The sequence below is a fragment of the Paraburkholderia antibiotica genome, assembly GCF_012927125.1.
Classification (GTDB): domain Bacteria; phylum Pseudomonadota; class Gammaproteobacteria; order Burkholderiales; family Burkholderiaceae; genus Paraburkholderia; species Paraburkholderia antibiotica.
The window spans coordinates 50,091-73,337 of the sequence record NZ_JABBFZ010000012.1 but is presented as its reverse complement, the minus strand read 5'-3'; the positions used below and the strand labels follow the sequence as shown (position 1 = coordinate 73,337).

Genomic DNA, 23,247 nt, shown 5'->3' with positions numbered 1-23,247 from the left:
GCGCTCTACCTCACGACGGCGACACCAGCTTGAAGTCGACCGGCGAGCCGAGTTCGAAATGCTGCTTCGGCGTCGGGTCGAGCAGACCGGTCTGCGGATCGCGCTTGAACACGTACACCGTGTCGCTCAGTTGATTGCCGACGATCAGCCAGTTGCCGCTCGGATCGATCGCGAACTCGCGCGGCGACTTGCCGAGGCTCGACTGCCGGCCGATCTGCTTCAGATGTCCATTGGCGGGATCGACCGAGAAGATCACGATCTCGTTGGCATCGCCGCGATTGGACGCGTACACGAAGCGTCCGTCCGGCGACAGGTGGATCGCCGCCGCGCCCACCGCGCCCTTGAAGCCCGGTTGGGCGAGCGGCAAGGTCTGCACGAGCTTGAGCTTGCCGTCCTGATAGTCGAAGGTGCTGACCGTCGCGGCGAGTTCGCTCGTCAGATACGCATGTCGACCGTCCTTGCCGAAGATCAGATGACGCGGACCCGTGCCGGCCTTCTGCTGCGTATAACCCCAGTCCGTCGCGGCGAACGGGCCGGCGCCGGAACCGCTCTGCGGCGCATAGCGGTACGAGTACAGCTTGTCGGCGCCGAGGTCCTGCGCGAACAGGTACCGCCCGTCCGGCGAGAACACGGTGGAGTGCACGTGCGAGTTGTCCTGCCGCCCTTTCACCGGACCGCCGCCCTCGTGATGCACGGTCTGCACCGACGTGCCGACCTGGCCATCGCCTTGCAGCGGAAACACCGCGAAGCTGCCGCCCGGATCGGCCGCGACCGAATAGTTCGCCGTCAGCAGATACTTGCCGTCCGGCGAGATGCTCAGATAGCACGGATCATTGCCGTCCGACGACACCTTGTTCAGAAACGTCAGCTGTCCGCGCGCGGCATCGAAGCCGAACGCGCTGATGCCGCCGCGCTGCGTGGCCGGGCCGTTGTCGCCGGGCAGTTCGTTGACCGAATAAACGAAGTGGCGGTCGCGGCTCACGACCAGAAACGACGGATTGACCGTCGGCGCGACCGACACCTGGGTCGCCGCGCCCGTCTTCGTGTCGAAGCGGTAGACGTAGATGCCCTGGCTCTTGCCGCCGGTGTAAGTGCCGACCAGCATCGTATAGACACCGTCCGCGGGGACCGGGCCGGAATCTTGCGCATACGCGGGCGAAGCAACGATCGAGACCATGAGCATGAAACCTTTTATCATCGAGCAGGCGCTGCGCAAACTCGCGGGCCGATCCGCGCGAGCCGGATGAAGACCGGGAACAGAAGTAGAAGTAAAAGTAGAAGCAGAGACAGAAGTAGAAACGGCATTTGAAAGCGGGCGCGCAGCAACCCGCCCGACGGCACGGCGACTACGAAACATGGAACCTCCTCGACATCGGTTGTCTGGTGCAAGCAGTTTGAGTATGGGTGGTGATAACGGTGTCTGGTCTGCCGCGCCGCGGACCGGGCGTCGTTCCGCGTGGTTGCCACAGGGTTGCCGCGTGGTCGCTACGGTGTTGCCGCAGCAGTGCGCTGTGTTGCATCGTGTTGCGCAGTGTCGTTATGAAGCCAGTATAAAAGCGTTAGGCCGGATCATGCAGCGAATCCGGCCGCTGCACGAGCACGGTATAAGCCGCTGTGCGACCGGCGATGCGGGCCGGCCGCATAGGCGAACTGCGCGGACCCGACTACGAGCGGTCCGCGTCGGCAGCTTTGGGTCCCGCGCGACGGGGCATTTTTTCAATCGCGTGTTACGCGTCTCAACTACGGAGTCTCCATGAACGTCACTCTCAGCCTGGGCCCGCTCGTTTCGCTGATCGCCGGCATCCTGATTCTGGTCATGCCGCGCCTGTTGAACTACATCGTCGCGCTCTATCTGATCATCATCGGCATCATTGGCATCTTCGGCGTGGGCTCGTCGCATCTGTGAACGACACGCGAGCCGATACCGGGCGCACGTGTTGCGACCGGTATCGGCATGGCCTGCGCGCGTGAAAGCGTGCGCAGGCGTATTGAAGGCGAATTCATTGCGTCGCGTGGACGAGACCGCCCAGCGGCCGACATAACGCGGCATGGCGTGACATGCCGCGTACGGACGCGCGAACACGAAGGCGGGGAAACCCGCGCGATAGGAATGCGAAGCGAAAACGCGCCGATGATGCGCTGCGAAAAATCCGGCGCTATCGCTCAGCCGTTCGACAGCTGATCGAGCCGCCAGCGCCCCTGCAGCGACAATGCGCCGACGGCATAATGGCCGTCAGCTTCCCGGTAACGCCGGAAACAGGCCCGTTCGATCAGAAAGGACGCGGTAGCGAGCATGCAGTTGCGGCTCAGGCCGAGCCGGCCATGATCGAGCGACAACAGGGAGTCATCGGCCAGTTCGCTGGCAGCCGAGAGAATCTTGATGCAATCGGATTTCGAAGGGTTCAGCATGGCTTTCGTCCTCGGAAACGGCGTCTGCATGCGCCATGAGCAAGGCCGATACGCAGCCGGCGAGCACCAGGCATCGGCATGAGTCTGGATTGTAAGCATGGATTTGACAGTTTACCAACTCGTGTTTTGCCGCACTGTGCGGTGAACCAAACACAGCAGATGCTGGTCCGGTAAGAACATCCCCTCGGGCGCGGCACTCCGCGTCATCCGCAATCACGACTCGTTTTACGACACGTTTTCCATGCCTGCACTCATCGAAGACTACGCACTCATCGGCGACGGCCACACGGCGGCACTCATCTCGCGCGACGGTTCCGTCGACTGGCTCTGCTGGCCGCGCTTCGACTCCGGCGCCTGCTTCGCCGCGCTGCTCGGCACGCCCGACAACGGCCGCTGGCTGATCGCGCCCGTCAGCGACAGCCCACCCACCATCACGCGCCGTTATCGCGGCGAAACGCTGATCCTCGAAACCGATTTCGAAACGCCCGAAGGCGCGGTCACGCTGATCGACTTCATGCCGCCCGGCAATGGCTGGTCGGAGATGGTGCGCATCGTGGTCGGCAAACGCGGCACCGTGCGCATGAAGATGGAACTGGTGCTGCGCTTCGACTATGGCTTCTCGATTCCGTGGGTCGACCGGCTCAAGAACGACAGCGGCATCAAGGCGATCGTCGGTCCGGACAACGCGGTGCTGCGCACGCCGGTCGAGCTGCGCGGCGAGGACATGAAGACCCTCGCCGATTTCACCGTGACCGCGGGCGAGCGCGTGCCGTTCTCGCTCGCATACGCGCAGTCGCATCTGCGCATTCCGCCCGCGCGCGATCCGCACACCGCGCTCGCGCGCACCGAGAATCACTGGCTCGAATGGTCGGCGCGCGGCACCGTCGAGGGACGCTGGGCCGAGCCGATCCGCCGCTCGCTGATCACGCTCAGGGCGCTCGCCTACGAGCCGACGGGAGGCATCGTCGCCGCGCCGACCACGTCACTGCCGGAAAAAATCGGCGGCCCGCGCAACTGGGACTACCGCTACTGCTGGTTGCGCGACGCGACCATCACGCTGCTCGCGATGATGCGCGGCGGCTATTACGACGAAGCGCGCGCGTGGCGCAGCTGGCTCGGTCGCGTGATGGCCGGCGCGCCGGACCAGTTGCAGATCATGTACGGCATCGCCGGCGAGCGGCGACTGCCCGAATCCGAGATCGACTGGCTGCCGGGCTACCAGGACTCCAAGCCGGTGCGCATCGGCAACAACGCGGTCGGGCAACGTCAGCTCGACGTCTACGGCGAGGTGATGAATGCGCTGCATCTGGCGCGCGTCGGCGGCCTGCAGGCGGATGTCACCGCCTGGAGCGTGCAGTGCGCGATGCTCAAGCATCTCACGACGATCTGGCGCGAGCCCGACGAAGGCATCTGGGAAACGCGCGGCGGACGCCAGCATTTCACGTTCTCGAAGGTGATGGCGTGGGTCGCCTTCGATCGCGCGATCCGCTCGGCCGAGATGTTCGAGCTCGACGGCCCGCTCGACGAATGGCGCGCGACGCGCGACACGATTCACGCGGAGGTCTGCGAGAAGGCGTGGAATCCCGAGCTCAACGCGTTTTCGCAGTACTACGGCAGCAACCAGCTCGATGCGAGCGTGCTGCTGCTGCCGATGGTCGGCTTCCTGCCGCCGCGGGATCCGCGCATCAAGGGCACCGTCGCGGCGATCGAGCGGGACCTGATGCACGACGGCTTCGTGCTGCGCTACCGCACCACCGAATACGACGACGGCCTGCCGCCCGGCGAAGGCACTTTCCTTGCATGCTCGTTCTGGATGGTGGACAACCTCGCACTGCAAGGACGCATGCAGGAAGCGATCGAAATGTACGAGCGGCTGCTCGGGCTGTGCAACGACGTCGGCCTGCTGGCCGAGGAGTACGACCCGGTCGATCAACGCCTGGTCGGTAATTTCCCGCAGGCGTTTTCGCATGTGGCGCTGGTCCACACCGGTCTGAATCTGATGAAACACGAGCAGGAAATGGCTCAGGCAACCGGCCAGCCGCCTCATAACGGCATCCGCGCAATGGAGCTTGAGGTTCAGGCAACCCCTGATAGCGGCGCAGCAACACCGCCATTAGCATGAACCAGTGACAGTTTGCGATACGACAAGTACGCAAATTGTTGCGTTGCACAAAATTGCTTTGTTCGATATCATCGATTTGACTGTCGGCCAAAAACAAATGTGCCCACAACCAAAATGGCCCGCCGCAACGCATCCCGCGTGTTTGCGCAGCCCAATGCGAACCGCTTCAGAACGGAGCACCCATGCTCTATCAATTGCACGAATTCCAGCGGGCGATGTTGAGCCCCCTCACCGCCTGGGCCCAGGCCGCTTCAAAGTCCTTTGCGAATCCGGCCAGTCCGTTAGCCTATGTGCCAGGCGCCACGCGCCTCTCCGCCGGTTACGAACTGCTGTACCGGCTTGGCAAGGACTACGAAAAGCCCGAGTTCAACATCCACCAGATTGTTAAGGATGGTCATAACATCCCGATCGTCGAACAGACGATCGTCGAGAAACCGTTCTGCCGCCTGATGCGCTTCAAGCGCTTCGCCGACGACAGCGACGCTGTTACCCAATTGAAAGATGAGCCGACGGTGCTGGTCTGCGCGCCGTTGTCAGGACACCACGCCACGCTGCTGCGCGACACCGTGCGCACGTTGCTGCAGGACCACAAGGTCTACATCACGGACTGGATCGACGCGCGCATGGTGCCGCTCGAAGCCGGCGAATTCCATCTGGACGACTACATCGCGTATATCCAGGACTTCATCCGCCATATCGGCGCGAAGAATCTGCATGTGATCTCGGTGTGCCAGCCCACGGTGCCGGTGCTGGCGGCGATTTCGCTGCTGGCGAGCCGCGGTGAGGACACCCCGCGCACCATGACGATGATGGGCGGCCCGATCGACGCCCGCAAGAGCCCGACCGCCGTCAATTCGCTCGCCACCCAGCACTCGTTCGGGTGGTTCGAGAACAACGTGATCTTCACGGTGCCGCCGAACTATCCGGGCGTGGGCCGCAAGGTGTATCCGGGCTTCCTGCAGCACACCGGCTTCGTCGCGATGAATCCGGAACGTCACGCGGCGTCGCACTGGGACTACTACCAGAGTCTGCTGCGCGGCGACGAAGACGACGCCGAAGCGCACCGCCGCTTCTATGACGAGTACAACGCGGTGCTCGACATGGACGCCGACTATTACCTCGAGACGATCCGCGTCGTGTTCCAGGAGTTCAGCCTCGCCGAAGGCACGTGGAACGTCTCCGGCGAGCGCGTGCGGCCGCAGGACATCAAGACGACCGCCCTCTTCACGATCGAAGGCGAACTCGACGACATCTCCGGCGACGGTCAGACCTACGCGGCGCATGACCTGTGCACCGGCATTCCGGTGAAGAACAAGCGTCACTTCACCGCGGAAAAATGCGGCCATTACGGCATTTTCTCCGGACGCCGCTGGCGCACGATCATTTATCCGCAACTGCGCGACTTCATTCTCCAGCACAACAAGACCGCAAGGACGACGAAGGAAAAAGTCGAAGCCTGAGTGTCGAGAGCACGAGAAAACTGAAAAAAGCCAACGGCCTCCGCGGAGGCCGTTGGCTTTTTTATCGTACCTGGTTCGTCATGCCGAGGATCCGCGACGACTTGCGATGCTCCGCCGCGCCATGCGGCGCGGCATCGTCCGTTGCTGGTGCTGTCTCTGCGAGCGCCCGTTACTTGCGCAACAGATACGCGAGCAGCAGCTCGGTATTCATCTGGATCACTTCGCTGCGTTCGGTTGCGCTGCTGAAATCACGCCCGAGCGTTGCTTCGAGCGTAAAGCGATTCGACACGATGTAGTAGCCCATACCCGACAACGCCACATAAAAACGCAACGGATCGACGTTGGTGCGAAACAGCCCCGCGCGCTGACCGCGTTCGAGAATGCCACCGAGCGTCGCGACGATCGGCGAGATCATTTCGCGGATGCGCGTCGACTTCTGCATATAGCGTGCTTCGTGCAGGTTCTCGTTGTTGATGAGCCTCAACAACTCCGGGTGATCGCGATAGTAGTCCCACACGAAATGGGCGAGCCGCGTGACCGCCTCGACGGGCGCGACGCCATTCAGTTCGAGCGTGCGTTCCGCTTCGTTGAGCGCGCTGAACGCGTGCTCCAGTACCGCCGTGAATAGCTGCTCCTTGCTACCGAAGTAGTAATAGAGCATGCGTTCATTCGTTTCCGCGCGGCGGGCGATCTGATCGACGCGCGCGCCGAATAGCCCACCATTTGCAAACTCTTCGGCCGCCGCAAGCAGAATGCGGCGCCGCGTGCCTTCAGGATCTCTTTTGATTTTCGGCTGATTCATGGTGGCATCGTCTTCGTGAGCCGCGTTATCCGGATCGCGCCGCCGGCGTCTCCTCGAGCCTTATGGTGGCGGCGTTGAACGGGCGCGTCATGGTTGGGAAACACACCCTTTTATGCGGTCTTTCGAAAAAAGCGCTTCGATTATGGCACATGGATTGCGAATGGCAATCGGGGAAATCGGCGATAATGTGCTATTTAGTTCAGCCTGCGCAAACGCGCGGTCAGCCCCCACGTCGTCACCGTGACAGCCGTTAAAACACTTGCGGATCGCATCGAAGATCTGCTGCCCCAAACGCAATGCACGAAATGCGGTTACCCCGCATGCCGTCCCTATGCCGAAGCCGTCGCGAACGGCGACGCGAACTATAACCAATGCCCGCCGGGGGGCGCCGAAGGCATCGCGCGTCTCGCCGCGCTGCTCGGCAAACCGGTGATTCCGCTCAATTCCGCCAATGGCGTCGAACGTCCGCGTCCGCTGGCGGTTATCGACGAACAGCTGTGCATCGGCTGCACGCTGTGCATGCAGGCCTGTCCGGTCGACGCGATAGTTGGCGCACCGAAACAGATGCACACGGTGATCGCCGAGCTGTGCACCGGCTGCGACCTGTGCGTGCCGCCCTGCCCGGTCGATTGCATCGCAACACCTTCCGTTACCGGCGACGCAACCGGCTGGGCCGCATGGAGCCCGAGCCAGGCCGACGCCGCGCGCAAGCGCCATGACCGGCGCGGCGCGCGTCTCGCGCGTGAACGCGATGCGGCCGAAGCACGTGCTGCGGCGCGGCGAGCCGCCAGCGCCACACCGGCCCAGGCGGCCGCGCCATCGGCTCCGGCAACGACCTCCGCCGCAGCGGTTGCACCGACTGCGGACGACGCCGAAGCGAAGAAGCGCGCCATCATCCAGGCCGCGCTCGAACGCGCGCGCCAGAAAAAGGAAGAAATGGCCGCGAAAGGCCAGGGGCCGATGAACACCGACAACGTCAGTGCCGACGTACAGGCGCAGATCGACGCCGCCGAAGCACGTCGTCGCCGTCTCGGCGTAACCGGCAACGGTGGCGACCGTAACAGCAACGACAACACACCCGGCGCCGAACCATCGCCCGATCCGTCAAAGCCTCGCTAACCGCGCCGGCGCCCCGCGCCTGCACCGACCCGACACGCTCCGCATGAACGCGAACAAACGCCGCGCCATCTACGAAACGCTTCAGAGCCTGAACCCGCATCCGACCACCGAGCTCGAGTACACGACGCCGTTCGAACTGCTGATCGCCGTGCTGCTGTCGGCGCAGGCGACGGACGTGTCGGTCAACAAGGCGATGCGCAAGATGTTCCCGGTCGCGAACACGCCGCAGCAGATCTTCGATCTCGGCGAAGAAGGCGTCGAGAATTACATCAGGACGATCGGCCTGTATCGCACCAAGGCGAAGAACGTGATCGCGACCTGCCGGATCCTGCTCGATCAGTACGGCGGCGAGGTGCCGGAGGATCGCGAGGCGCTGGAGGGTCTGCCGGGCGTCGGTCGCAAGACGGCCAACGTGATTCTGAATACGGCGTTCGGCCACCCGACCATCGCGGTCGACACGCATATCTTTCGCGTCGCCAACCGCACCGGGCTCGCGCCCGGCAAGGACGTGCGCGCGGTCGAGGCCGCGCTGGAGAAATTCACGCCCGCCGAGTTCAAGCAGGATGCGCACCACTGGCTGATCCTGCATGGGCGCTACGTGTGCAAGGCGCGCCGGCCCGAGTGCTGGCATTGCGTGATCGAGCCATTGTGCGAGTTCCGGCCGAAAACGCCGCCGCCCGACCTCTGAGCGCGCGCCGTCGCGGGGTAGCCGGCGCCAGCAGCCCGCACCGCCGCGGCGTAAAATGGCGCTTTCGCAACGAGCGCCGGGCCTGTCCTGCATGACGCGGCGGGCCCAGGGCCCAAGGCCTAAAGCCTATTCCGCCGCCGTGCCGTCCTCGCCCACCGCGCCCCCACTCCTCCAGGCACCGGTCCCACGATGTTCAATCCCAGCCGCGACGAAGTCCGTCTCTTTTTCACCGACACCTGGCGCAAGCAGCGCAACGGCGAGATTCTGACGCCGCTCGAAGCCATCGCGGCCGACTGGATCGTCGAGCATCCGGAGTATCACGCCGATCTCGCCGACGGCCCGGCCGCCCAGGCGCAGGACTATTCGCCGGAACGCGGCCAGACCAACCCGTTCCTGCATCTGTCGATGCATCTGGCGATCTCCGAGCAACTGTCGATCGATCAGCCGCCCGGCATTCGTGCCGCGCACGAGCGGCTCGCCGCGCGGCTCGGCTCGACCCACGACGCGCAGCACGCGATCATGGACTGCCTCGGCGAAACCATCTGGGAAGCGCAGCGCACCGGCACGCCACCGGACACCGACGCGTATCTGCAGCGGATCGAACGTCGCGCGACGCGCGACTGAACTGAAACAGTCCCGCCGCACGGTACGGCGACACCGTGTTCGCACACGCGGCACAACCGCAAGTACCAACGCGGCGCAAGCGCGACACAGCGGCAACAACGCGACAACCAATCCGCATCTCAAAAGCAAAACACCCCGCCGAGGCGGGGTGTTTTCTTTACAGCGACCAGCGTGCAATCGCACGAGAAGCGCCGTCGCAGCAGCACTGCGACGCACCGGGCACACACAACAGCGCGCCCGACGCCCTTACTTCTTCTGCACGAGATCGCCGTCCAGCGATTCGATATACGCGGCGATGTCCTTCATGTCGCTCGGCGACAGGCTCTGCACCTGTGCCTGCATGATCGCGTTGTTGCGACCGAAGTGCGGATTGCCGGTGCCCATCTGGTATTGACGCAGCGCCCAGAACACGTAGTCCGAATGCTGGCCGGCCAGCTTCGGATACTCGGGGCTCACCGGCTTGTTCAGGTTCACGCCGTGGCAGGCCGCGCAGTTGTGGCTATCGGCAAGCACCTTGCCGTTGCCGGCGTCGGCCGCATGGGCGACGCTCGCCGTGGCCAGACCGATCACCGCCGTCGCCGCGGCAGCCTTGAATACCGTATGGAGAGCCTGTCGGGGCTTGATCATGAAATCTCCTGTCCCGCGAATTTGATGAGCTGGTGATCGACGCCGATCACTTGTTCGGATTGTTTTGCGAAGCGGCGTTTTGCGCGGCGTAGTACGCGGCGATGTCGGCGATGTCCTGATCCGACAGCGACACCGCGATCGCATGCATCGTGTCGAAGTGGCGATCGCCCTTCTTGTACGCATGCAGCGCGTTGTCGAGGTACGCCTGATTCTGCCCGCCCAGCTTCGGCACGCGGAAAACCTCTGGATAAGCCGTACGGTATTCAGGGATGCCGTGGCAGCCGATACACATCGCGACCTTGCTCTGGCCCGCCTTCGCGTTGCCCACGACATCCGCTGCCTGGGCGCTGGCCGCATAGCCCGCAAGCACCGACAGCGCTGCGATCACGACGTGTTTGCCGACGAATTTATTCATAGATCTAACCTGGCATGAGGGGAAACGGGCGCCCAGAAAGGAGCGGTCCGTGCCGTTCTTCTTGTAGGGTAGCCACGCAGGCCAAAAAAATCGGGCTCATTGTACCGCGACGCCGCGACGCACGTCCACCAACCTCCAACACCGCGCAACGCCCACCGCGACAGGCCCCGGCGCCTTGCCCAGCAAGCCCGCGCGCGGACCTCGGGTCAACACCTGGTCGACCGTCGACGGGGACGCGAGGCCACAGCATCGCGCGATCGATACCCTACGCGAGCCGGTTTCGGGCCAACAGGTCTTCTGACTTATACTGGGTTTTTTCCCGAAAAAGAGCATCTCGCCATGCGTTTCGAAGGCTCATCGCAGTACGTCGCCACCGACGACCTCAAGCTCGCGGTCAACGCCGCGATGACGCTCAAGCGTCCGCTCCTGATCAAGGGCGAACCCGGTACCGGCAAGACCATGCTCGCTGAGGAAGTCGCCGCCGCGCTCGGCATGCCGCTCATGCAATGGCATATCAAGTCGACCACCAAGGCGCAGCAGGGCCTGTACGAATACGACGCGGTCTCGCGTCTGCGCGATTCGCAGCTCGGCGACGAGCGCGTCAAGGACATCCGCAACTACATCGTCAAGGGCGTACTGTGGCAGGCCTTCGAAGCGAACCAGCAAACCGTGCTGCTGATCGACGAGATCGACAAGGCCGACATCGAATTCCCGAACGACCTGCTGCGCGAACTCGACCGCATGGAGTTCTACGTGTACGAGACGCGCGAGCTGGTGCGCGCGAAGCATCGTCCGCTCGTGATCATCACGTCGAATAACGAGAAGGAGTTGCCCGACGCGTTCCTGCGCCGCTGCTTCTTCCACTACATCAAATTCCCCGATCCGCAGACGATGCAGCAGATCGTCGAGGTGCACTACCCCGGCATCAAGAAGGAACTGCTCGCCGCGGCGCTGCAGAGCTTCTTCGAACTGCGCAACGTCGCGGGGCTGAAGAAGAAGCCGTCCACCTCCGAGTTGCTCGACTGGCTCAAGCTGCTGCTCGCCGAAGATATTCCGCCCGAAGCGCTGCGCTCGGCCGATCAGAAGCAGATCATTCCGCCGCTGCATGGCGCGCTGCTGAAGAACGAGCAGGACGTGAACCTGTTCGAGCGTCTGCTGTTCATGAACCGCAACAACCGTTGAATCGTTGAGTAGACGGACCCGGCAACGACTGCGCGGCGGCCCCCGGCTGCCGCAAGGACACCCAGCATGCTGATCGACTTTTTCTACTCGCTGCGCGCCGCCAAGCTGCCGGTGTCGGTGAAGGAATACCTGACGCTGCTCGAAGCGCTGAAGGCCAACGTGATCGCGCCATCGCTCGACGAGTTCTACTACCTCGCGCGCATCACGCTCGTGAAAGACGAGCAGTACTTCGACAAGTTCGATCAGGCGTTCGGCACGTACTTCAACGGCGTCGCGCAGACCTCCGAACTCGCGTTCGATATCCCGCTCGACTGGCTGAAGAAGAAGCTGCAACGCGACCTGTCGCCGGAAGAAAAGGCGCAGATCGAAGCGATGGGCGGCCTCGACAAGCTGATGGAGCGGTTGAAGGAACTGTTCGACGAGCAGAAGGAGCGCCACGAAGGCGGCAACAAGTGGATCGGCACCGGCGGCACGTCGCCGTTCGGCAACGGCGGCTATAACCCGGAGGGCGTGCGCATCGGCGGCGACGCGGCCGGCAACCGTACCGCCGTCAAGGTGTGGGAGGCACGCGCCTATCGCGATTACGACGATCAGGTCGAGATCGGCACGCGCAACATCAAGGTCGCGTTGCGACGGCTGCGGCGCTTCGCGCGCGAAGGCGCGGCCGAAGAGCTCGATCTGCCCGACACGATCCGCAGCACCGCCGCGAACGCCGGCTGGCTCGATCTGAAGCTGGTGCCCGAGCGGCACAACAACGTGAAGGTGCTGATGCTGCTCGACGTCGGCGGCTCGATGGACGATCACGTGAAGCGCACCGAGGAGCTGTTCTCCGCCGCGAAGGCCGAGTTCAAGCACCTCGAGTTCTACTACTTCCACAACTGCGTGTACGACTTCCTGTGGAAGCACAATCGCCGTCGCCACGCCGAGCGCACGCCGACGTGGGACGTGCTGCACAAGTTCACGCCCGACTACAAGCTGATCTTCGTCGGCGACGCGACGATGAGCCCGTACGAAGTGCTGCAGCCGGGCGGCTCGGTCGAGTACAACAACGCCGAGGCCGGCGCGGTCTGGCTGCGTCGGCTCGCCGATCATTTCCCGCACTTCGCGTGGCTCAATCCCGAGCCGGAAGCGCTGTGGCCGTACCGGCAATCCGTCAGCGCGATTCGCGAAGTGCTCGGCCACCGGATGTATCCGCTCACGCTCGCAGGCCTCGAGACAGCCATGCGCGTGCTGAGCAAGTGACGGCGCGTATCGGGTATCCGATGCGCATCAGATCGATGCGTATCTGACGCGCAACGGGCTCCTATCCGAGGTTCATCGACCGTTTTTTTGCTGTTCCCATCTCGCGCCTTCTCCAACAACAAGCAACAGGCCATCACAAAGCATTCGCATGAATCCGTCACCCTCGCCCCAGCTGTCCCCCGCCGCCACGCCGCCCGGGCGCTCCAATCCGCTCGCCGATACGTCGCTGTCGACGATCGTCGCGGGCTTCGTCGCGATGATGACCGGCTACACCAGCTCGCTCGTGCTGATGTTCCAGGCGGGCCAGGCCGCGCATCTGAGCGACGCGCAGATTTCGTCGTGGATCTGGGCGCTGTCGATGGGCATGGGCATCTGCTCGATCGGTCTGTCGCTGCGCTTTCGCGCGCCGATCGTGATCGCGTGGTCGACGCCGGGCGCGGCGCTGCTGGTGTCGTCGCTTGGGCATGTCGAGTATGCGCAGGCGATCGGCGCGTTCATCGTCTGCGCGGTACTGCTGACGCTGGTCGGCGTGACCGGCTGGTTCGACACGCTGATGAAGAAAATTCCGGCCGGCCTCGCGTCGGCGCTGCTCGCGGGCATCCTGTTCGAGATCGGCATCGAGATCTTCCGCGCCGCGCAGTTCCAGACCGCGCTGGTGTTGACGATGTTCTTCACCTATCTGATCGTCAAACGGCTGTCGCCGCGCTATGCGATCGTCACGACACTGGTGGTCGGCACGGCCGCCGCCGGCGCGCTCGGCCTGCTCGATTTCAGCCGCTTTCATGTCGCGTTCGCGCATCCGGTGTTCACGATGCCGGCGTTCTCGGTGGCCGCGTGCGTGAGCATCGGCATTCCGCTGTTCGTGGTCGCGATGGCCTCGCAGAACGTGCCGGGCATCGCGGTGCTGCGCGCGGACGGCTATCAGACTCCCTCCGCGCCGCTGATCGCGACGACCGGCCTCGCGTCGCTGCTGCTCGCGCCGTTCGGCTCGCACGGCGTGAATCTCGCGGCGATCACCGCGGCGATCTGCACCGGTCCCGAAGCGCACGAAAATCCGGCCAGGCGTTACACGGCCGCCGTGTGGGGCGGCATTTTCTATCTGCTCGCGGGCGTGTTCGGCGCGACGATCGCCGCGCTGTTCGCCGCGTTGCCGAAGGCGCTGGTGGTGTCGGTGGCGGCGCTCGCGCTGTTCGGCTCGATCATGAGCGGCCTTGCCAACGCGATGCAGGACGTCAAACAGCGCGAGGCCGCGCTCGTCACCTTCATGGTGACGGCCTCGGGGCTGACGCTGCTGTCGATCGGTTCCGCGTTCTGGGGACTGGTCGCGGGCGTGATCACGCAACTGGTGCTAAACGCGCGACGCGTGTGATGCCTCCGCTACGCGCGCGCGTGCGACGTGGGTGAACGCGCTTGCGCTCGCATGCTGCGAGCGTGCGCCGGGGCGGCTCCGGGTCTGCTTCGGGTCTGCTCCTTGCGGCGCACACAGCGAGTCGCGCGCGGCCGTTTCCCGTGCCGAATCCGCGTGAACGGATCGACCCAACCCGCTGTCCATACCTGCTATTCATACAGCCACGGACGATCCGCCATAGAATAGATGTATCCGGCAGCGCTTCCATGTCACCTGATGGAAGCGCGCCGCGGCTTGACCCGCGGCCGCCGGCGCCGGCTGGTGCTCCGCTTCATCCAGCCGGCGCGGCGGCGACCTCACTCCCCTTGAACTACGGCGCACACGCGCCTTGAGGCCCGAACATGACAACCGCACTCGATCAACTCAAGCAATACACCACCGTCGTAGCCGATACCGGCGACTTCCAGCAGCTCGCGGCGTACAAGCCGCAGGACGCGACCACCAATCCGTCGCTGATTCTGAAGGCCGTGCAGAAAGACGACTACCGGCCGCTGCTCGAAAAAACCGTGAAGGCGCATGCGTCGAAGCCGGTCGGCGCGATCATCGACCAACTGCTGATCGCATTCGGCACCGAAATCCTCAAGATCATCCCCGGGCGGGTGTCGACCGAAGTCGACGCGCGCCTGTCGTTCGACACCGAAGGCTCGATCGCTAAGGGTCGCGAGCTGATCGCGCTGTACAAGGAGCACGGCATCGAACGCGAGCGCGTGCTGATCAAGCTCGCGTCGACATGGGAAGGCGTGCGCGCGGCCGAGGTGCTGCAGAAGGAAGGCATCCACTGCAACATGACGCTGCTGTTCTCGCTCGCACAGGCCGCGGCCTGCGCGGAAGCCGGCGCGCAACTGATCTCGCCGTTCGTCGGCCGTATCTACGACTGGTACAAGAAGAACGCCGGCAGCGCATGGGACGAAGCGAAAGACGGCGGCGCCAACGATCCGGGCGTCAAGTCGGTGCGCCGCATCTACGCGTACTACAAGAAGTTCGGCTACAAGACCGAGGTGATGGGCGCGAGCTTCCGCACCACCTCGCAGATTCTGGAACTGGCCGGCTGCGATCTGCTGACGATCAGCCCGGACCTGCTGCAGAAGCTGCACGACAGCAACGACAAGGTCGAACGCAAGCTGTCGGCGCAGATGTCGAACGACGCCGATATCGAACGCGTGCCGGTCGACGAAAAGTCGTTCCGCTTCCTCCTTAACGACGACGCGATGGCCACCGAGAAGCTCGCCGAAGGTATCCGTACGTTTGCGGCGGATGCGGTGAAGCTCGAAAAGCTGATTGACTCGCTGCGGTGAGAGGTTGAGCCGGTGGCGCTGAGCGATTGCTGAGTCGGCGGCGGCTTCACGCGGCTGCATCACGGCTGATCAGGACGCGCTTCGCGCGATCCAGCAGCGCAAAACAGACGGCCCGGAACTTCCCGGTTCCGGGCCGTCTGTCGTTTAAGGTGTATAAGTCGACACGCCACCTGACAGTCACAGTCAGATCTCGTCACGATCGGCCGTTATCCAGGCAAAGGGCAGCAATCGACCCTGAGGCGACAGTCGTTTCCCCCAAAAACGGCCGTTCCCTCCTGCTTTTTGCGCGGTCATTGTTGACGACTGACGCCGCCCCAAACTACGCTCTGCTTTGGATTCCACACCAAGACAAAATCAATGAACGACGACGCAACAGAACTCGTACTCGCGTTAGCCAAACACGTCATCGGTCACATGCAGAGCACTTTTCCGGGTTGGAGCGAGGTCTACATTCGCTTTGACGCACCGAGCGATTTTCAGCATGGTGTACGAGCTTCCTACGCTACGACGAGCAGCATCCAGTTGATCTCCACGATGCAGCATCGCGATTTCATTGACGGCATCATGCGCATCGGGACGCAATTGCGCGACGCGCTATCGAACAACGGAAGGAAATTCTGCGTCGGCCTTCTTCGTGCCAATTCCCAGTTTTCCTATCGAATGGATTACGAGTGGAACGACCCTACGAGATGGAACATCACGAAGCTCGATGGAGCATCGGGCCTTCCGGATGGCTTGGATGCGCTCGCCCCGCTGGACTAATCTCCGTATCTGGCCGGATCTAGATCGATGTAAATCGACCAACGAAGATGCCGGCCAACTGATTTGTTGCCGATCTGGCTTGCCATCCCCGAGGACCGTAACTGGCCGCACCGCGTCTCCGACCCGACGTGTACTATGGCCATTCTTAGGCACGGAGGCGGTTCATGAGAAAAAGCTTTCCGGTCCCGTCGGGGCGAGCGACGCTGGCGGGGGAAATCGTTGGATGTGGAGAACCGATAGTTTTTTTGCACGCGCGTGTTGCGGACCGCCGGATGTGGGACCACCAGATCCGCAAGATAGGTGCGACCCACCTGGCAATTGCCTATGATCGACGCGGATTTGGCGAGACTTTCGCGCAAGCGGAGGATCATTCTTCAGTCGACGACCTGATCACTGTTTTGGAGTCGGTGACAGAGGAACGCCCCGCAATACTCGTGGCTTGCTCTCAGGGCGGGGGGATAGCACTAGACGCAGCTCTTCGATATCCGTCATCCGTTCGTGGTCTCGTTCTTATCGCGCCGAATGTGACGGGTGCTCCGAAAATCACTCACCCCGCGCCGATTGAAGACTTGGTCGCCCGCTTAGCGCAGGCGGAGTCGAGCAATGACATTGAAACGGCCATCGAGATACGAACGACGCTCTGGCTTGATGGGCCGTTTCAATCTGAGGGTCGCGTGACCGGTGGAGTTCGCAAGCTGTTTTATGAGATGAATTCCGCCGCTCTCGGTTTGCCGCCAGTTGGCACGAACACGGATCCAGCGATCGCATATCGGCGGTTGAGCGACGTATCTGTACCGACGTTGGTGATGTGTGGGAACCTCGACCTTCCGGGTATTCAGGAGCGCAGTCGTCACCTCGCGGCCAACGTATCTCGCGGGACATTCTACGAAGTGTCAGATACCGCCCATCTGCCGAGCCTTGAGCGGCCGGAGGAAGTGACAAACGTGATCGCGGAATTCATCGATCAATGCAAAGGCGAGCAATAGCTGCCCCAGCAAATCTTGGGGACATGTTACCCTGCGACGCGCCGATTGTTGACGATCTGCGATCTCACGCCGAATGTCCCATGATGGCCGCCAAGCGACCGACGCCGCGTGATCAGAATCTCAGCTCGATGATTTTTTGAGCACCAGAAATCCAACAAACGCTATAGCTGCACAAACGAACATCCAATAGACAGTCTTTTCTGCCTTGCTCATCTTCTTCCATTTCTCTGGCGACGGCCCGCCACCCACTGCTGGCATTTCTTCTCCCAATTTCACGACGGAAGGTAGCTTTGTAACGATTGTCGGCGATGTTGCTCACTCAGTCGACAGTCCGATGCTGGCCGCTTGTTGCCTCCCGCAGCCGTCAAGGTTGGATCGCGCTCGCCCCAAGAATCGACATCAAAGTCTTCGCGTTCCGCTGTCCTTGGTCCTCGAAATTGTTGATCTATACACCGGCAGCAGTTACTGGCGACAGCGAAGGTCCGAGGTCGACCCAGACCGTGTGGAAACGCCGTTTTCGCGGCGAAGCGCTCGATTGCAAATCAGGTCGATCGAGTTCGATGCGACGAGTTTGCACTATTCTGGCATCGCGAGCCCAACAAAGCCCCTCGGGGCTTAGCTTCTGATTGCTGTCATGGCCTTTAACGTCCCTGCGACGCCAAGTATTTTCATGACCCGCTTCAGGTTGTAGGCAAGCACGTTCAGGCTCATCTCGGTACTCACGCGTTTGAGCGTCCGGGTCAGGAAGTGGGCGGGCCCCATCCAGTGCTTCAGCGTCCCGAACACATGCTCGACTGTACTTCGGCGGATCGTCATTGCGTCGGGCCTCCGGTCAAGCCGACGCTGCATGGCTTCCAGCGCGTTTTCGTGTTCCCACCGTCGAATACGACGATAGTCACTTGTTGAACATTGTTCCTTCAGATGGCAACGCGGGCAGGCACTCGGCCAGTAGACCCGTAGATTCATGTCATGTTCGACGGTTGTAAATCGATGGATTGCCCGCTCGCCAGCAGGGCATCGATACACGTCACTTTTTGCCACGTAGACGAAGTCGGCCTTCGTGAACAGACCTTTCTTCCGGGATGCTGACGTGAGCGGCTTGGGAACATACGCGCTGACGTCGTTCAGATCGCACGCCCTTATCTCCGGGCCGCTGAAGTAACCCCGGTCAGCAACAACCTTCAGCTTCGATCTGCCCATCGCGTGCTTCGCCGACAGCGCCATTTTGCTGAGTTGCCCATGATCGTTGCCGACGTTGGTTACTTCGTGTTCAACGATCAGATGATGTTTCGTGTCCACTGCTGTCTGGACGTTGTAGCCCACTATGCCGGAGCCTCTTCCACTTGTTGCCATCGACCGTGCATCCGGATCCGTCATAGACAGTTGCTTGTCCGGCTGCTTTTCTAGCTGCCTGCTGATCTGCTTAAGCTCACGCATCTGCTGGCGCAGCACGGCGATCTTCTCGTAGAGCCGGACGGTTTTTACATCAAATCCGGTAGGGCTGGTGCGGTCGGCGGTTTCAATCAGGTCGAGATATCGCTGCACGCTTTCCTCGATCTGCTTCTGACGCTTGTCGATCTTGCTTGCTGTGTAGTTCCTGTCGCGGCTGTTTGATGCCTTGAACTTGCTGCCGTCAATTGCCACCATGTCGGTCGTCAGAAGTTTCAGCCCGCGACACAGCTCCACGAAACGCCGGCATACGTTGCGAATGGCTGCGCCGCTGTCACGGCGAAAGTCGGCAATTTTCTTGAAGTCCGGAGCCAGACGTCCCGTTAGCCACATCAGCTCGACGTTGCGCTGACACTCACGCTCGAGCCGCCGGCTGGAGGGTATCCGGTTCAGGTAGCCGTAGATATAGATCTTGAGCATCACGCCTGGGTGATAGGACGGGCGCCCCGTGATCGCTGGCGTGGTACCGTTGAATCCCAGATCCGCCAGGTCCAACTCGTCGACGAAGGCGTCTATGACCCTGACCGGATTGTCCTGTCCAATGTAGTCATCGACGCATTCGGGAAGTAGCGCGACCTGCTTGCGGTCATCGCCTTCAACGAATCGCTTCATGAGTCACCCGGTCTCAGTGCGTTGATTCAGTTTAGGCGATCGATGGGTTTTCACACACTCTGGACCCGTTTGAGACAGTCAGCTTTCCGCAAAGCGGTCGGACGAGCTCGGTGCTTGCTCTCGATACTCCTGGACAACCGAATGGGATCGGCTACGCCCCGACCGAGACTTTCTTTCGGGGCGAACGCACGTGGCGCCGCATCCCAGCGCAAACCACCCACGAGAGACTGCGACTCCGCAGTCGTCAACCACCTTCTGACCAGAAAGCGACATTGATCCCATTCGGCGCGCGGCTATCTAGAATGCTTGATTTGTGGAACGAACAGTCCTAATATCAACGCCATCATGAAACGGTTATCTACATCCGCCAGTGCTTCCAAGCTCACGTCTGAACGTGGGCGACCTCGTGAATTCGATATCGACGAAGTAACGGAGATTGCGGGCCGTGTCTTTTGGGAGCAGGGCTATCACGCAACGTCAATCGAGTCGTTATGCACGTCGACAGGCCTCTTTCGCGCAAGTCTCTACAGTACGTTTGGCGACAAGCATGGGCTTCTTGTCGCGGCGTTCGATCGTTATGCAGAAGGTGCGATTGCACGGCTAAAAGAGCGTTTGCAGGCGAAGTTGCCGCCGCGTGAGGCGCTCCGGGGAGCATTGCTTCATTACACTCAAGTCGCAGCCCAACTCTCGGGGCGGCATGGATGCCTGATCACGAATGCAGCGATCGAGTTGCTGCCCGCCGATGAGGCTTTACGCCCCCATATCGAGACGACGCTTCGCCGGATCTCCTCGCACCTGGCCGCTGCAGTGGTTCGAGGGCAGCAGACCGGTGAATTCAATCCAGATCTCGATGAACAGGAAGTCGCTAACTATCTGCTCTGTATGATCCAGGGAATGCGCGTACTGGGGAAGGTGAATGTGAGCGAAAAAGAACTCGTATTGATCGTCAATATGGCGATGCGAGCGCTGGTCTGAAAATTTTTCCTTATTTTTGGAACGAACAGTCTTGAATAAACCAATCGAATTGCCAGTCGCATCTTCGCCCCCTCGTGTCGGATCGGTGGCTGGCATTGCTGGTCATGAAGGCTACTGGAAGGGCGTGTTGCTATGTGTCGTGGCAACGATCCTGATGGGCATCATGTTTCCCGTCATGACCGATGCCCTCGTCCACATCGATCCATTTACCTTTACGTCGCTCCGATACCTCGTTGCCGGCATTGCCTTTTTCGCGCTACTGCTGATAAAGGAAGGGAAGGGAGCACTCCGCCCGAACGGAGAATCGATGGTTCTCGCCTGGCTGCTGGGGTCGATCGGCTTCTGCGGATTCGGATCCTTTGTTTTTCTGGGGCAGCAACTGGCTGGGCGCGAAGGAGCGCTAACCGCGTCGATCATGATGGCGACCCAGCCGATGATGGGGTTGCTCGTGAACTCTGTCGTGCGTAGGAGCTCGCCACCTCTGTACTCGTTCCTGTTCATCCTGATGTCGTTCGCGGGCGTTTCTCTGGTGGTCACAAAGGGGGATATTGCCGCCGTGCTGCACGAGCCACAGCACTACTCGGCTAATGCCCTTATCGTAGTAGGGGCGCTGTGCTGGGTGATCTATACCTTCAGTGCGTCTCGTTTCAAACGATGGTCCGCACTCAAGTACACAACGATGACGACCTGGCTCGGACTGACCACGATCATCGGTCTCAACATCCTGCTCTTCGCGCTTCACGTCGTACCGGTGCCATCCTCGGCAGCATTGCGTTCGATCGTCCCGCACCTGCTGTACATGGGACCTATCGCGGGCTTCTGCGCGATTCTGTTCTGGAATATGGGAAACAGGATTCTCACTCCCCTCAACGGCGTACTGTTCATGGACATATTGCCACTTACAACATTCGTCGTGTCGGCGCTGACCGGGGTTGTGCCGGGACGCGCGCAGGTCGTCGGCGCATGCATGACCGGAGCCGCGCTCATTTTCAACAACCTCTATTTGCGGCGCCGCGCCCGTCGACTTGCCGCTTCGTCGTAGTCGACGCCCGACGACTGGTTGATCCGCTCATCGTTACCTTTCAAATATAGTCGGCGCGCCGGGAGGCGAACAATATGAAGTCCATCGGCAAGCCAAATCTGCTCGCCAGATTGCGTATCGAGATCCCCGTCATTCTGGCGCCGATGGCGGGCATCGGTACGCCGGCGTTAGCCGCTGCGGTATCGAATGCGGGGGGCTTGGGTTCCTTGGCAATCGGCGCGATGAACGTCGAAAGTGCCCGCACATCGATCCGCGAACTGCGGGCGCTAACCGAAAAGCCGTTCAATGTAAACTTGTTTGTTCATCGTCGGGCCAGACCCAATCGCGTCCGCGAAGCTATCTGGCTTGATTACCTTAAGCCGCACTTTGTCGAATTCGGTGTTGAGCCGCCTGATGCACTCGCGGAGATTTACCCGAGCTTCGTCGACGACGACGCAATGCTGGAGATGCTGCTGCGGGAGCGGCCGCCCATTGTCAGCTTTCATTTCGGACTGCCTTCTGAGGAGCGAATAGCGGCCCTGCATGGCGCGGGAATTTTTCTGCTCGCGAACGCAACGACACTGAATGAAGTGCGTCAGATCGAACACGCCGGGATCGACGCAGTTATCGTTCAGGGGATCGAAGCCGGTGGGCATCGCGGATCATTCAATCCGGATGCCGATGACGATGAATTCAGCACGCTTACGCTGGTGTCACAGGCGGTGTCGCAGACCCGATTACCCGTCATTGCTGCGGGCGGCATCATGGACGGGTTTGGCATTGCCGCCGCGCTCGCCCTCGGCTCGCATGCGGCCGTGCTGGGCACCGCATTCATAGGCGCACCGGAATCTGCTGCAAGTGCGGCTTTTCGCGAAGCGCTCGGTAGACCGGACACACGCACCGTACTCACATCGGCTATTTCAGGGCGACGCGCCAGAGCCATCCAGAATCGGTTCACGGAACTGGGCAACGATCCAGGCAGGCCACCCGTCCCGGATTACCCCATCGCCTACGATGCCGGCAAGCGGTTGCATGCGGCGGCGACCGCTGCGGGTAGTACCCGGTATGCGGCGCATTGGGCTGGTCAAGGCGCCGGGTTGTCTCGTGCGATGCCTGCCGCCGAGCTGATGAAAACTCTGGCCTACGAAATGCGGGAGGCGATTTCGATACTCCAGTGGACTTGACTGATTTCCGAGGCGAAACGATCGTGGCCAGCACGGATGTCCGACGGCCTCCCTGGAATTGAACCGTTGATTGTCAACAATCCAGATGCTGGCGTTGAACGTCTGCAACTGGCCGAACAGAGCCCGACGATCTGACATCGTCTATGCGGTCTGGCCCAAGTTTCTACATTTAAGGCTTCGGCTCGGCTACGTCACCTCTTACTCCCGATGGCTACGCATCGCGAAGCGCGCCGGATCAACCCAAACCAGGACCAGCCGCGCCCCATCACTCCGAGCCAGCCCCGCCAGAACCACAGTCCCGACAAGACCCAGCCATACCGCCCCTCTCCACCCCACCGTCACAAATCCCGCCCACTACGCGCCTACAATCGTCTCCACGCCCTCCCACCGACGCCCGCCGGAAAACAAACGGCGCCGGTTCAACGACCGCCCCCAGGAGACGATCATGTACGTTCAGCCCTACGTATTTTTCAACGGCCGCTGCCAGGAAGCGCTCGACTACTACACCGACAAGCTCGGCGCCCAGGTGACCTTCAAGATGCTCTACAAGGAGGCGCCGCCGGACGCGCACAACCCGCCGCGTCCCGAACTCGCCGACAAGATCATGCATGCGTCGATCCGGCAGGGCTCGACGGTCTGGATGGCCTCCGACGGCACGTGCGACCCTGCGGGCGGTTCGATGAACGGCTTCAGCCTGTCTCTCACCGCCGACGACGCCCCGTCCGCCGAGAAATATTTCAACGCGCTAGCCGACGGCGGCCACGTGATGTTCCCGTTCCAGCCGACCTTCTGGAGCAAAGGTTTCGGCATGGTCGTGGACCGCTTCGGCCTCTCGTGGATGGTGGGCGTGCCCGAGGACGCCTGA

The 23,247-nt window shown here is 61.8% G+C and carries 23 protein-coding genes; 16 read left to right on the top strand and 7 right to left on the bottom strand.

From position 1 onward, the window contains the following. Positions 1-10: 10 nt before the first annotated feature. Positions 11-1,198, bottom strand: a complete 1,188-nt coding sequence (locus HHL14_RS19570) for a lactonase family protein (RefSeq protein ID WP_230413135.1) — start codon at positions 1,196-1,198, stop codon at positions 11-13. 555 nt (positions 1,199-1,753) lie between these two features. Between HHL14_RS19570 and HHL14_RS19565 the strand changes: the two genes are divergently transcribed. Further along, positions 1,754-1,906, top strand: coding sequence for a DUF3096 domain-containing protein (locus HHL14_RS19565; RefSeq protein WP_082194614.1), 153 nt, complete (start codon positions 1,754-1,756; stop codon positions 1,904-1,906). A 257-nt stretch (positions 1,907-2,163) separates the two neighbouring features. On the opposite strand, the gene HHL14_RS19560 is transcribed toward HHL14_RS19565, so the two are convergent. Continuing rightward, positions 2,164-2,409, bottom strand: a complete 246-nt coding sequence (locus HHL14_RS19560; protein ID WP_169499391.1) for a hypothetical protein — start codon at positions 2,407-2,409, stop codon at positions 2,164-2,166. Between the two features lie 241 nt (positions 2,410-2,650). Between HHL14_RS19560 and HHL14_RS19555 the strand changes: the two genes are divergently transcribed. Beyond that, a complete protein-coding gene (locus HHL14_RS19555; protein WP_169499272.1) occupies positions 2,651-4,531 on the top strand; it encodes a glycoside hydrolase family 15 protein in 1,881 nt (626 codons plus the stop codon). 182 nt (positions 4,532-4,713) lie between these two features. After that, positions 4,714-5,991 carry a polyhydroxyalkanoate depolymerase gene (locus tag HHL14_RS19550; protein ID WP_169499271.1) on the top strand — a complete coding sequence of 426 codons (1,278 nt, stop codon included), beginning with the start codon at positions 4,714-4,716 and terminating at the stop codon, positions 5,989-5,991. Positions 5,992-6,160: 169 nt separating this feature from the next. Here the strand turns inward: HHL14_RS19550 and HHL14_RS19545 are convergent, their stop codons facing one another. Further along, positions 6,161-6,793, bottom strand: coding sequence for a TetR/AcrR family transcriptional regulator (locus HHL14_RS19545; RefSeq protein ID WP_169499270.1), 633 nt, complete (start codon positions 6,791-6,793; stop codon positions 6,161-6,163). A gap of 240 nt (positions 6,794-7,033) precedes the next feature. Here HHL14_RS19545 and rsxB point away from each other — a divergent pair, with 240 nt between their 5' ends. From rsxB to HHL14_RS19530, 3 genes are all read left to right on the top strand, one after another. After that, positions 7,034-7,912, top strand: coding sequence for an electron transport complex subunit RsxB (gene rsxB / locus HHL14_RS19540; protein ID WP_169499269.1), 879 nt, complete (start codon positions 7,034-7,036; stop codon positions 7,910-7,912). Positions 7,913-7,955: 43 nt separating this feature from the next. After that, positions 7,956-8,600 carry an endonuclease III gene (gene nth, locus HHL14_RS19535; RefSeq protein WP_169499268.1) on the top strand — a complete coding sequence of 215 codons (645 nt, stop codon included), beginning with the start codon at positions 7,956-7,958 and terminating at the stop codon, positions 8,598-8,600. 189 nt (positions 8,601-8,789) lie between these two features. Then, entirely contained in the window at positions 8,790-9,224 is a 435-nt protein-coding gene (locus HHL14_RS19530; RefSeq protein ID WP_169499267.1) for a DUF1841 family protein, read from the top strand. A 246-nt stretch (positions 9,225-9,470) separates the two neighbouring features. Here the strand turns inward: HHL14_RS19530 and HHL14_RS19525 are convergent, their stop codons facing one another. After that, a complete protein-coding gene (locus HHL14_RS19525; RefSeq protein WP_169499266.1) occupies positions 9,471-9,851 on the bottom strand; it encodes a c-type cytochrome in 381 nt (126 codons plus the stop codon). 46 nt (positions 9,852-9,897) lie between these two features. Then, positions 9,898-10,266, bottom strand: a complete 369-nt coding sequence (locus HHL14_RS19520; protein WP_169499265.1) for a c-type cytochrome — start codon at positions 10,264-10,266, stop codon at positions 9,898-9,900. Between the two features lie 339 nt (positions 10,267-10,605). Between HHL14_RS19520 and HHL14_RS19515 the strand changes: the two genes are divergently transcribed. The 6 genes from HHL14_RS19515 to HHL14_RS19490 all read left to right on the top strand — a co-directional run bounded on the left by HHL14_RS19515 (position 10,606) and on the right by HHL14_RS19490 (position 17,141). Continuing rightward, complete coding sequence (locus tag HHL14_RS19515; protein WP_169499264.1) at positions 10,606-11,448, top strand: AAA family ATPase; 843 nt, start codon at positions 10,606-10,608, stop codon at positions 11,446-11,448. 66 nt (positions 11,449-11,514) lie between these two features. Further along, the gene (locus tag HHL14_RS19510) at positions 11,515-12,690 is read left to right on the top strand and encodes a vWA domain-containing protein (protein ID WP_169499263.1); all 1,176 of its coding nucleotides are present in this window, start codon (positions 11,515-11,517) and stop codon (positions 12,688-12,690) included. Positions 12,691-12,838: 148 nt separating this feature from the next. Further along, on the top strand, positions 12,839-14,059 hold the full coding sequence (locus HHL14_RS19505; RefSeq protein WP_169499262.1) for a benzoate/H(+) symporter BenE family transporter: 1,221 nt from the start codon (positions 12,839-12,841) through the stop codon (positions 14,057-14,059). Positions 14,060-14,439: 380 nt separating this feature from the next. After that, positions 14,440-15,393 (top strand): transaldolase, encoded by a 954-nt coding sequence (gene tal, locus HHL14_RS19500; protein WP_169499261.1) that lies wholly within the window; start codon positions 14,440-14,442, stop codon positions 15,391-15,393. A gap of 357 nt (positions 15,394-15,750) precedes the next feature. Next, a complete protein-coding gene (locus tag HHL14_RS19495; protein WP_169499260.1) occupies positions 15,751-16,155 on the top strand; it encodes a hypothetical protein in 405 nt (134 codons plus the stop codon). Between the two features lie 164 nt (positions 16,156-16,319). Next, a complete protein-coding gene (locus HHL14_RS19490; protein ID WP_169499259.1) occupies positions 16,320-17,141 on the top strand; it encodes an alpha/beta fold hydrolase in 822 nt (273 codons plus the stop codon). Positions 17,142-17,253: 112 nt separating this feature from the next. Here HHL14_RS19490 and HHL14_RS19485 read toward each other — a convergent pair whose 3' ends face one another. Continuing rightward, positions 17,254-17,460, bottom strand: coding sequence for a hypothetical protein (locus tag HHL14_RS19485; protein WP_169499258.1), 207 nt, complete (start codon positions 17,458-17,460; stop codon positions 17,254-17,256). A 296-nt stretch (positions 17,461-17,756) separates the two neighbouring features. Then, on the bottom strand, positions 17,757-19,202 hold the full coding sequence (locus HHL14_RS19480) for an IS1182 family transposase (RefSeq protein WP_169499257.1): 1,446 nt from the start codon (positions 19,200-19,202) through the stop codon (positions 17,757-17,759). Positions 19,203-19,547: 345 nt separating this feature from the next. On the opposite strand from HHL14_RS19480, the gene HHL14_RS19475 reads away from it, so the two are divergent. From HHL14_RS19475 to HHL14_RS19460, 4 genes are all read left to right on the top strand, one after another. Then, on the top strand, positions 19,548-20,177 hold the full coding sequence (locus tag HHL14_RS19475) for a TetR/AcrR family transcriptional regulator (protein ID WP_169499256.1): 630 nt from the start codon (positions 19,548-19,550) through the stop codon (positions 20,175-20,177). A 31-nt stretch (positions 20,178-20,208) separates the two neighbouring features. After that, positions 20,209-21,219 carry a DMT family transporter gene (locus HHL14_RS19470; protein WP_230413134.1) on the top strand — a complete coding sequence of 337 codons (1,011 nt, stop codon included), beginning with the start codon at positions 20,209-20,211 and terminating at the stop codon, positions 21,217-21,219. Positions 21,220-21,293: 74 nt separating this feature from the next. Then, positions 21,294-22,382, top strand: a complete 1,089-nt coding sequence (locus tag HHL14_RS19465) for an NAD(P)H-dependent flavin oxidoreductase (protein WP_169499255.1) — start codon at positions 21,294-21,296, stop codon at positions 22,380-22,382. A 445-nt stretch (positions 22,383-22,827) separates the two neighbouring features. Next, a complete protein-coding gene (locus tag HHL14_RS19460) occupies positions 22,828-23,247 on the top strand; it encodes a VOC family protein (protein WP_169499254.1) in 420 nt (139 codons plus the stop codon).

Coding starts and splice junctions, on each gene's coding strand:
- nth (WP_169499268.1), top strand. CDS start 7,956: ATGAACGCGAACAAACGCCGCGCCATCTACGAAACGCTTCAGAGCCTG.
- HHL14_RS19530 (WP_169499267.1), top strand. CDS start 8,790: ATGTTCAATCCCAGCCGCGACGAAGTCCGTCTCTTTTTCACCGACACC.
- HHL14_RS19545 (WP_169499270.1), bottom strand. CDS start 6,793: ATGAATCAGCCGAAAATCAAAAGAGATCCTGAAGGCACGCGGCGCCGC.
- HHL14_RS19475 (WP_169499256.1), top strand. CDS start 19,548: ATGAAACGGTTATCTACATCCGCCAGTGCTTCCAAGCTCACGTCTGAA.
- HHL14_RS19560 (WP_169499391.1), bottom strand. CDS start 2,409: ATGCTGAACCCTTCGAAATCCGATTGCATCAAGATTCTCTCGGCTGCC.
- HHL14_RS19465 (WP_169499255.1), top strand. CDS start 21,294: ATGAAGTCCATCGGCAAGCCAAATCTGCTCGCCAGATTGCGTATCGAG.
- HHL14_RS19565 (WP_082194614.1), top strand. CDS start 1,754: ATGAACGTCACTCTCAGCCTGGGCCCGCTCGTTTCGCTGATCGCCGGC.
- HHL14_RS19505 (WP_169499262.1), top strand. CDS start 12,839: ATGAATCCGTCACCCTCGCCCCAGCTGTCCCCCGCCGCCACGCCGCCC.
- HHL14_RS19570 (WP_230413135.1), bottom strand. CDS start 1,198: ATGATAAAAGGTTTCATGCTCATGGTCTCGATCGTTGCTTCGCCCGCG.
- tal (WP_169499261.1), top strand. CDS start 14,440: ATGACAACCGCACTCGATCAACTCAAGCAATACACCACCGTCGTAGCC.
- HHL14_RS19495 (WP_169499260.1), top strand. CDS start 15,751: ATGAACGACGACGCAACAGAACTCGTACTCGCGTTAGCCAAACACGTC.
- HHL14_RS19490 (WP_169499259.1), top strand. CDS start 16,320: ATGAGAAAAAGCTTTCCGGTCCCGTCGGGGCGAGCGACGCTGGCGGGG.
- HHL14_RS19515 (WP_169499264.1), top strand. CDS start 10,606: ATGCGTTTCGAAGGCTCATCGCAGTACGTCGCCACCGACGACCTCAAG.
- HHL14_RS19510 (WP_169499263.1), top strand. CDS start 11,515: ATGCTGATCGACTTTTTCTACTCGCTGCGCGCCGCCAAGCTGCCGGTG.
- HHL14_RS19480 (WP_169499257.1), bottom strand. CDS start 19,202: ATGAAGCGATTCGTTGAAGGCGATGACCGCAAGCAGGTCGCGCTACTT.
- HHL14_RS19550 (WP_169499271.1), top strand. CDS start 4,714: ATGCTCTATCAATTGCACGAATTCCAGCGGGCGATGTTGAGCCCCCTC.
- HHL14_RS19460 (WP_169499254.1), top strand. CDS start 22,828: ATGTACGTTCAGCCCTACGTATTTTTCAACGGCCGCTGCCAGGAAGCG.
- HHL14_RS19520 (WP_169499265.1), bottom strand. CDS start 10,266: ATGAATAAATTCGTCGGCAAACACGTCGTGATCGCAGCGCTGTCGGTG.
- HHL14_RS19555 (WP_169499272.1), top strand. CDS start 2,651: ATGCCTGCACTCATCGAAGACTACGCACTCATCGGCGACGGCCACACG.
- HHL14_RS19525 (WP_169499266.1), bottom strand. CDS start 9,851: ATGATCAAGCCCCGACAGGCTCTCCATACGGTATTCAAGGCTGCCGCG.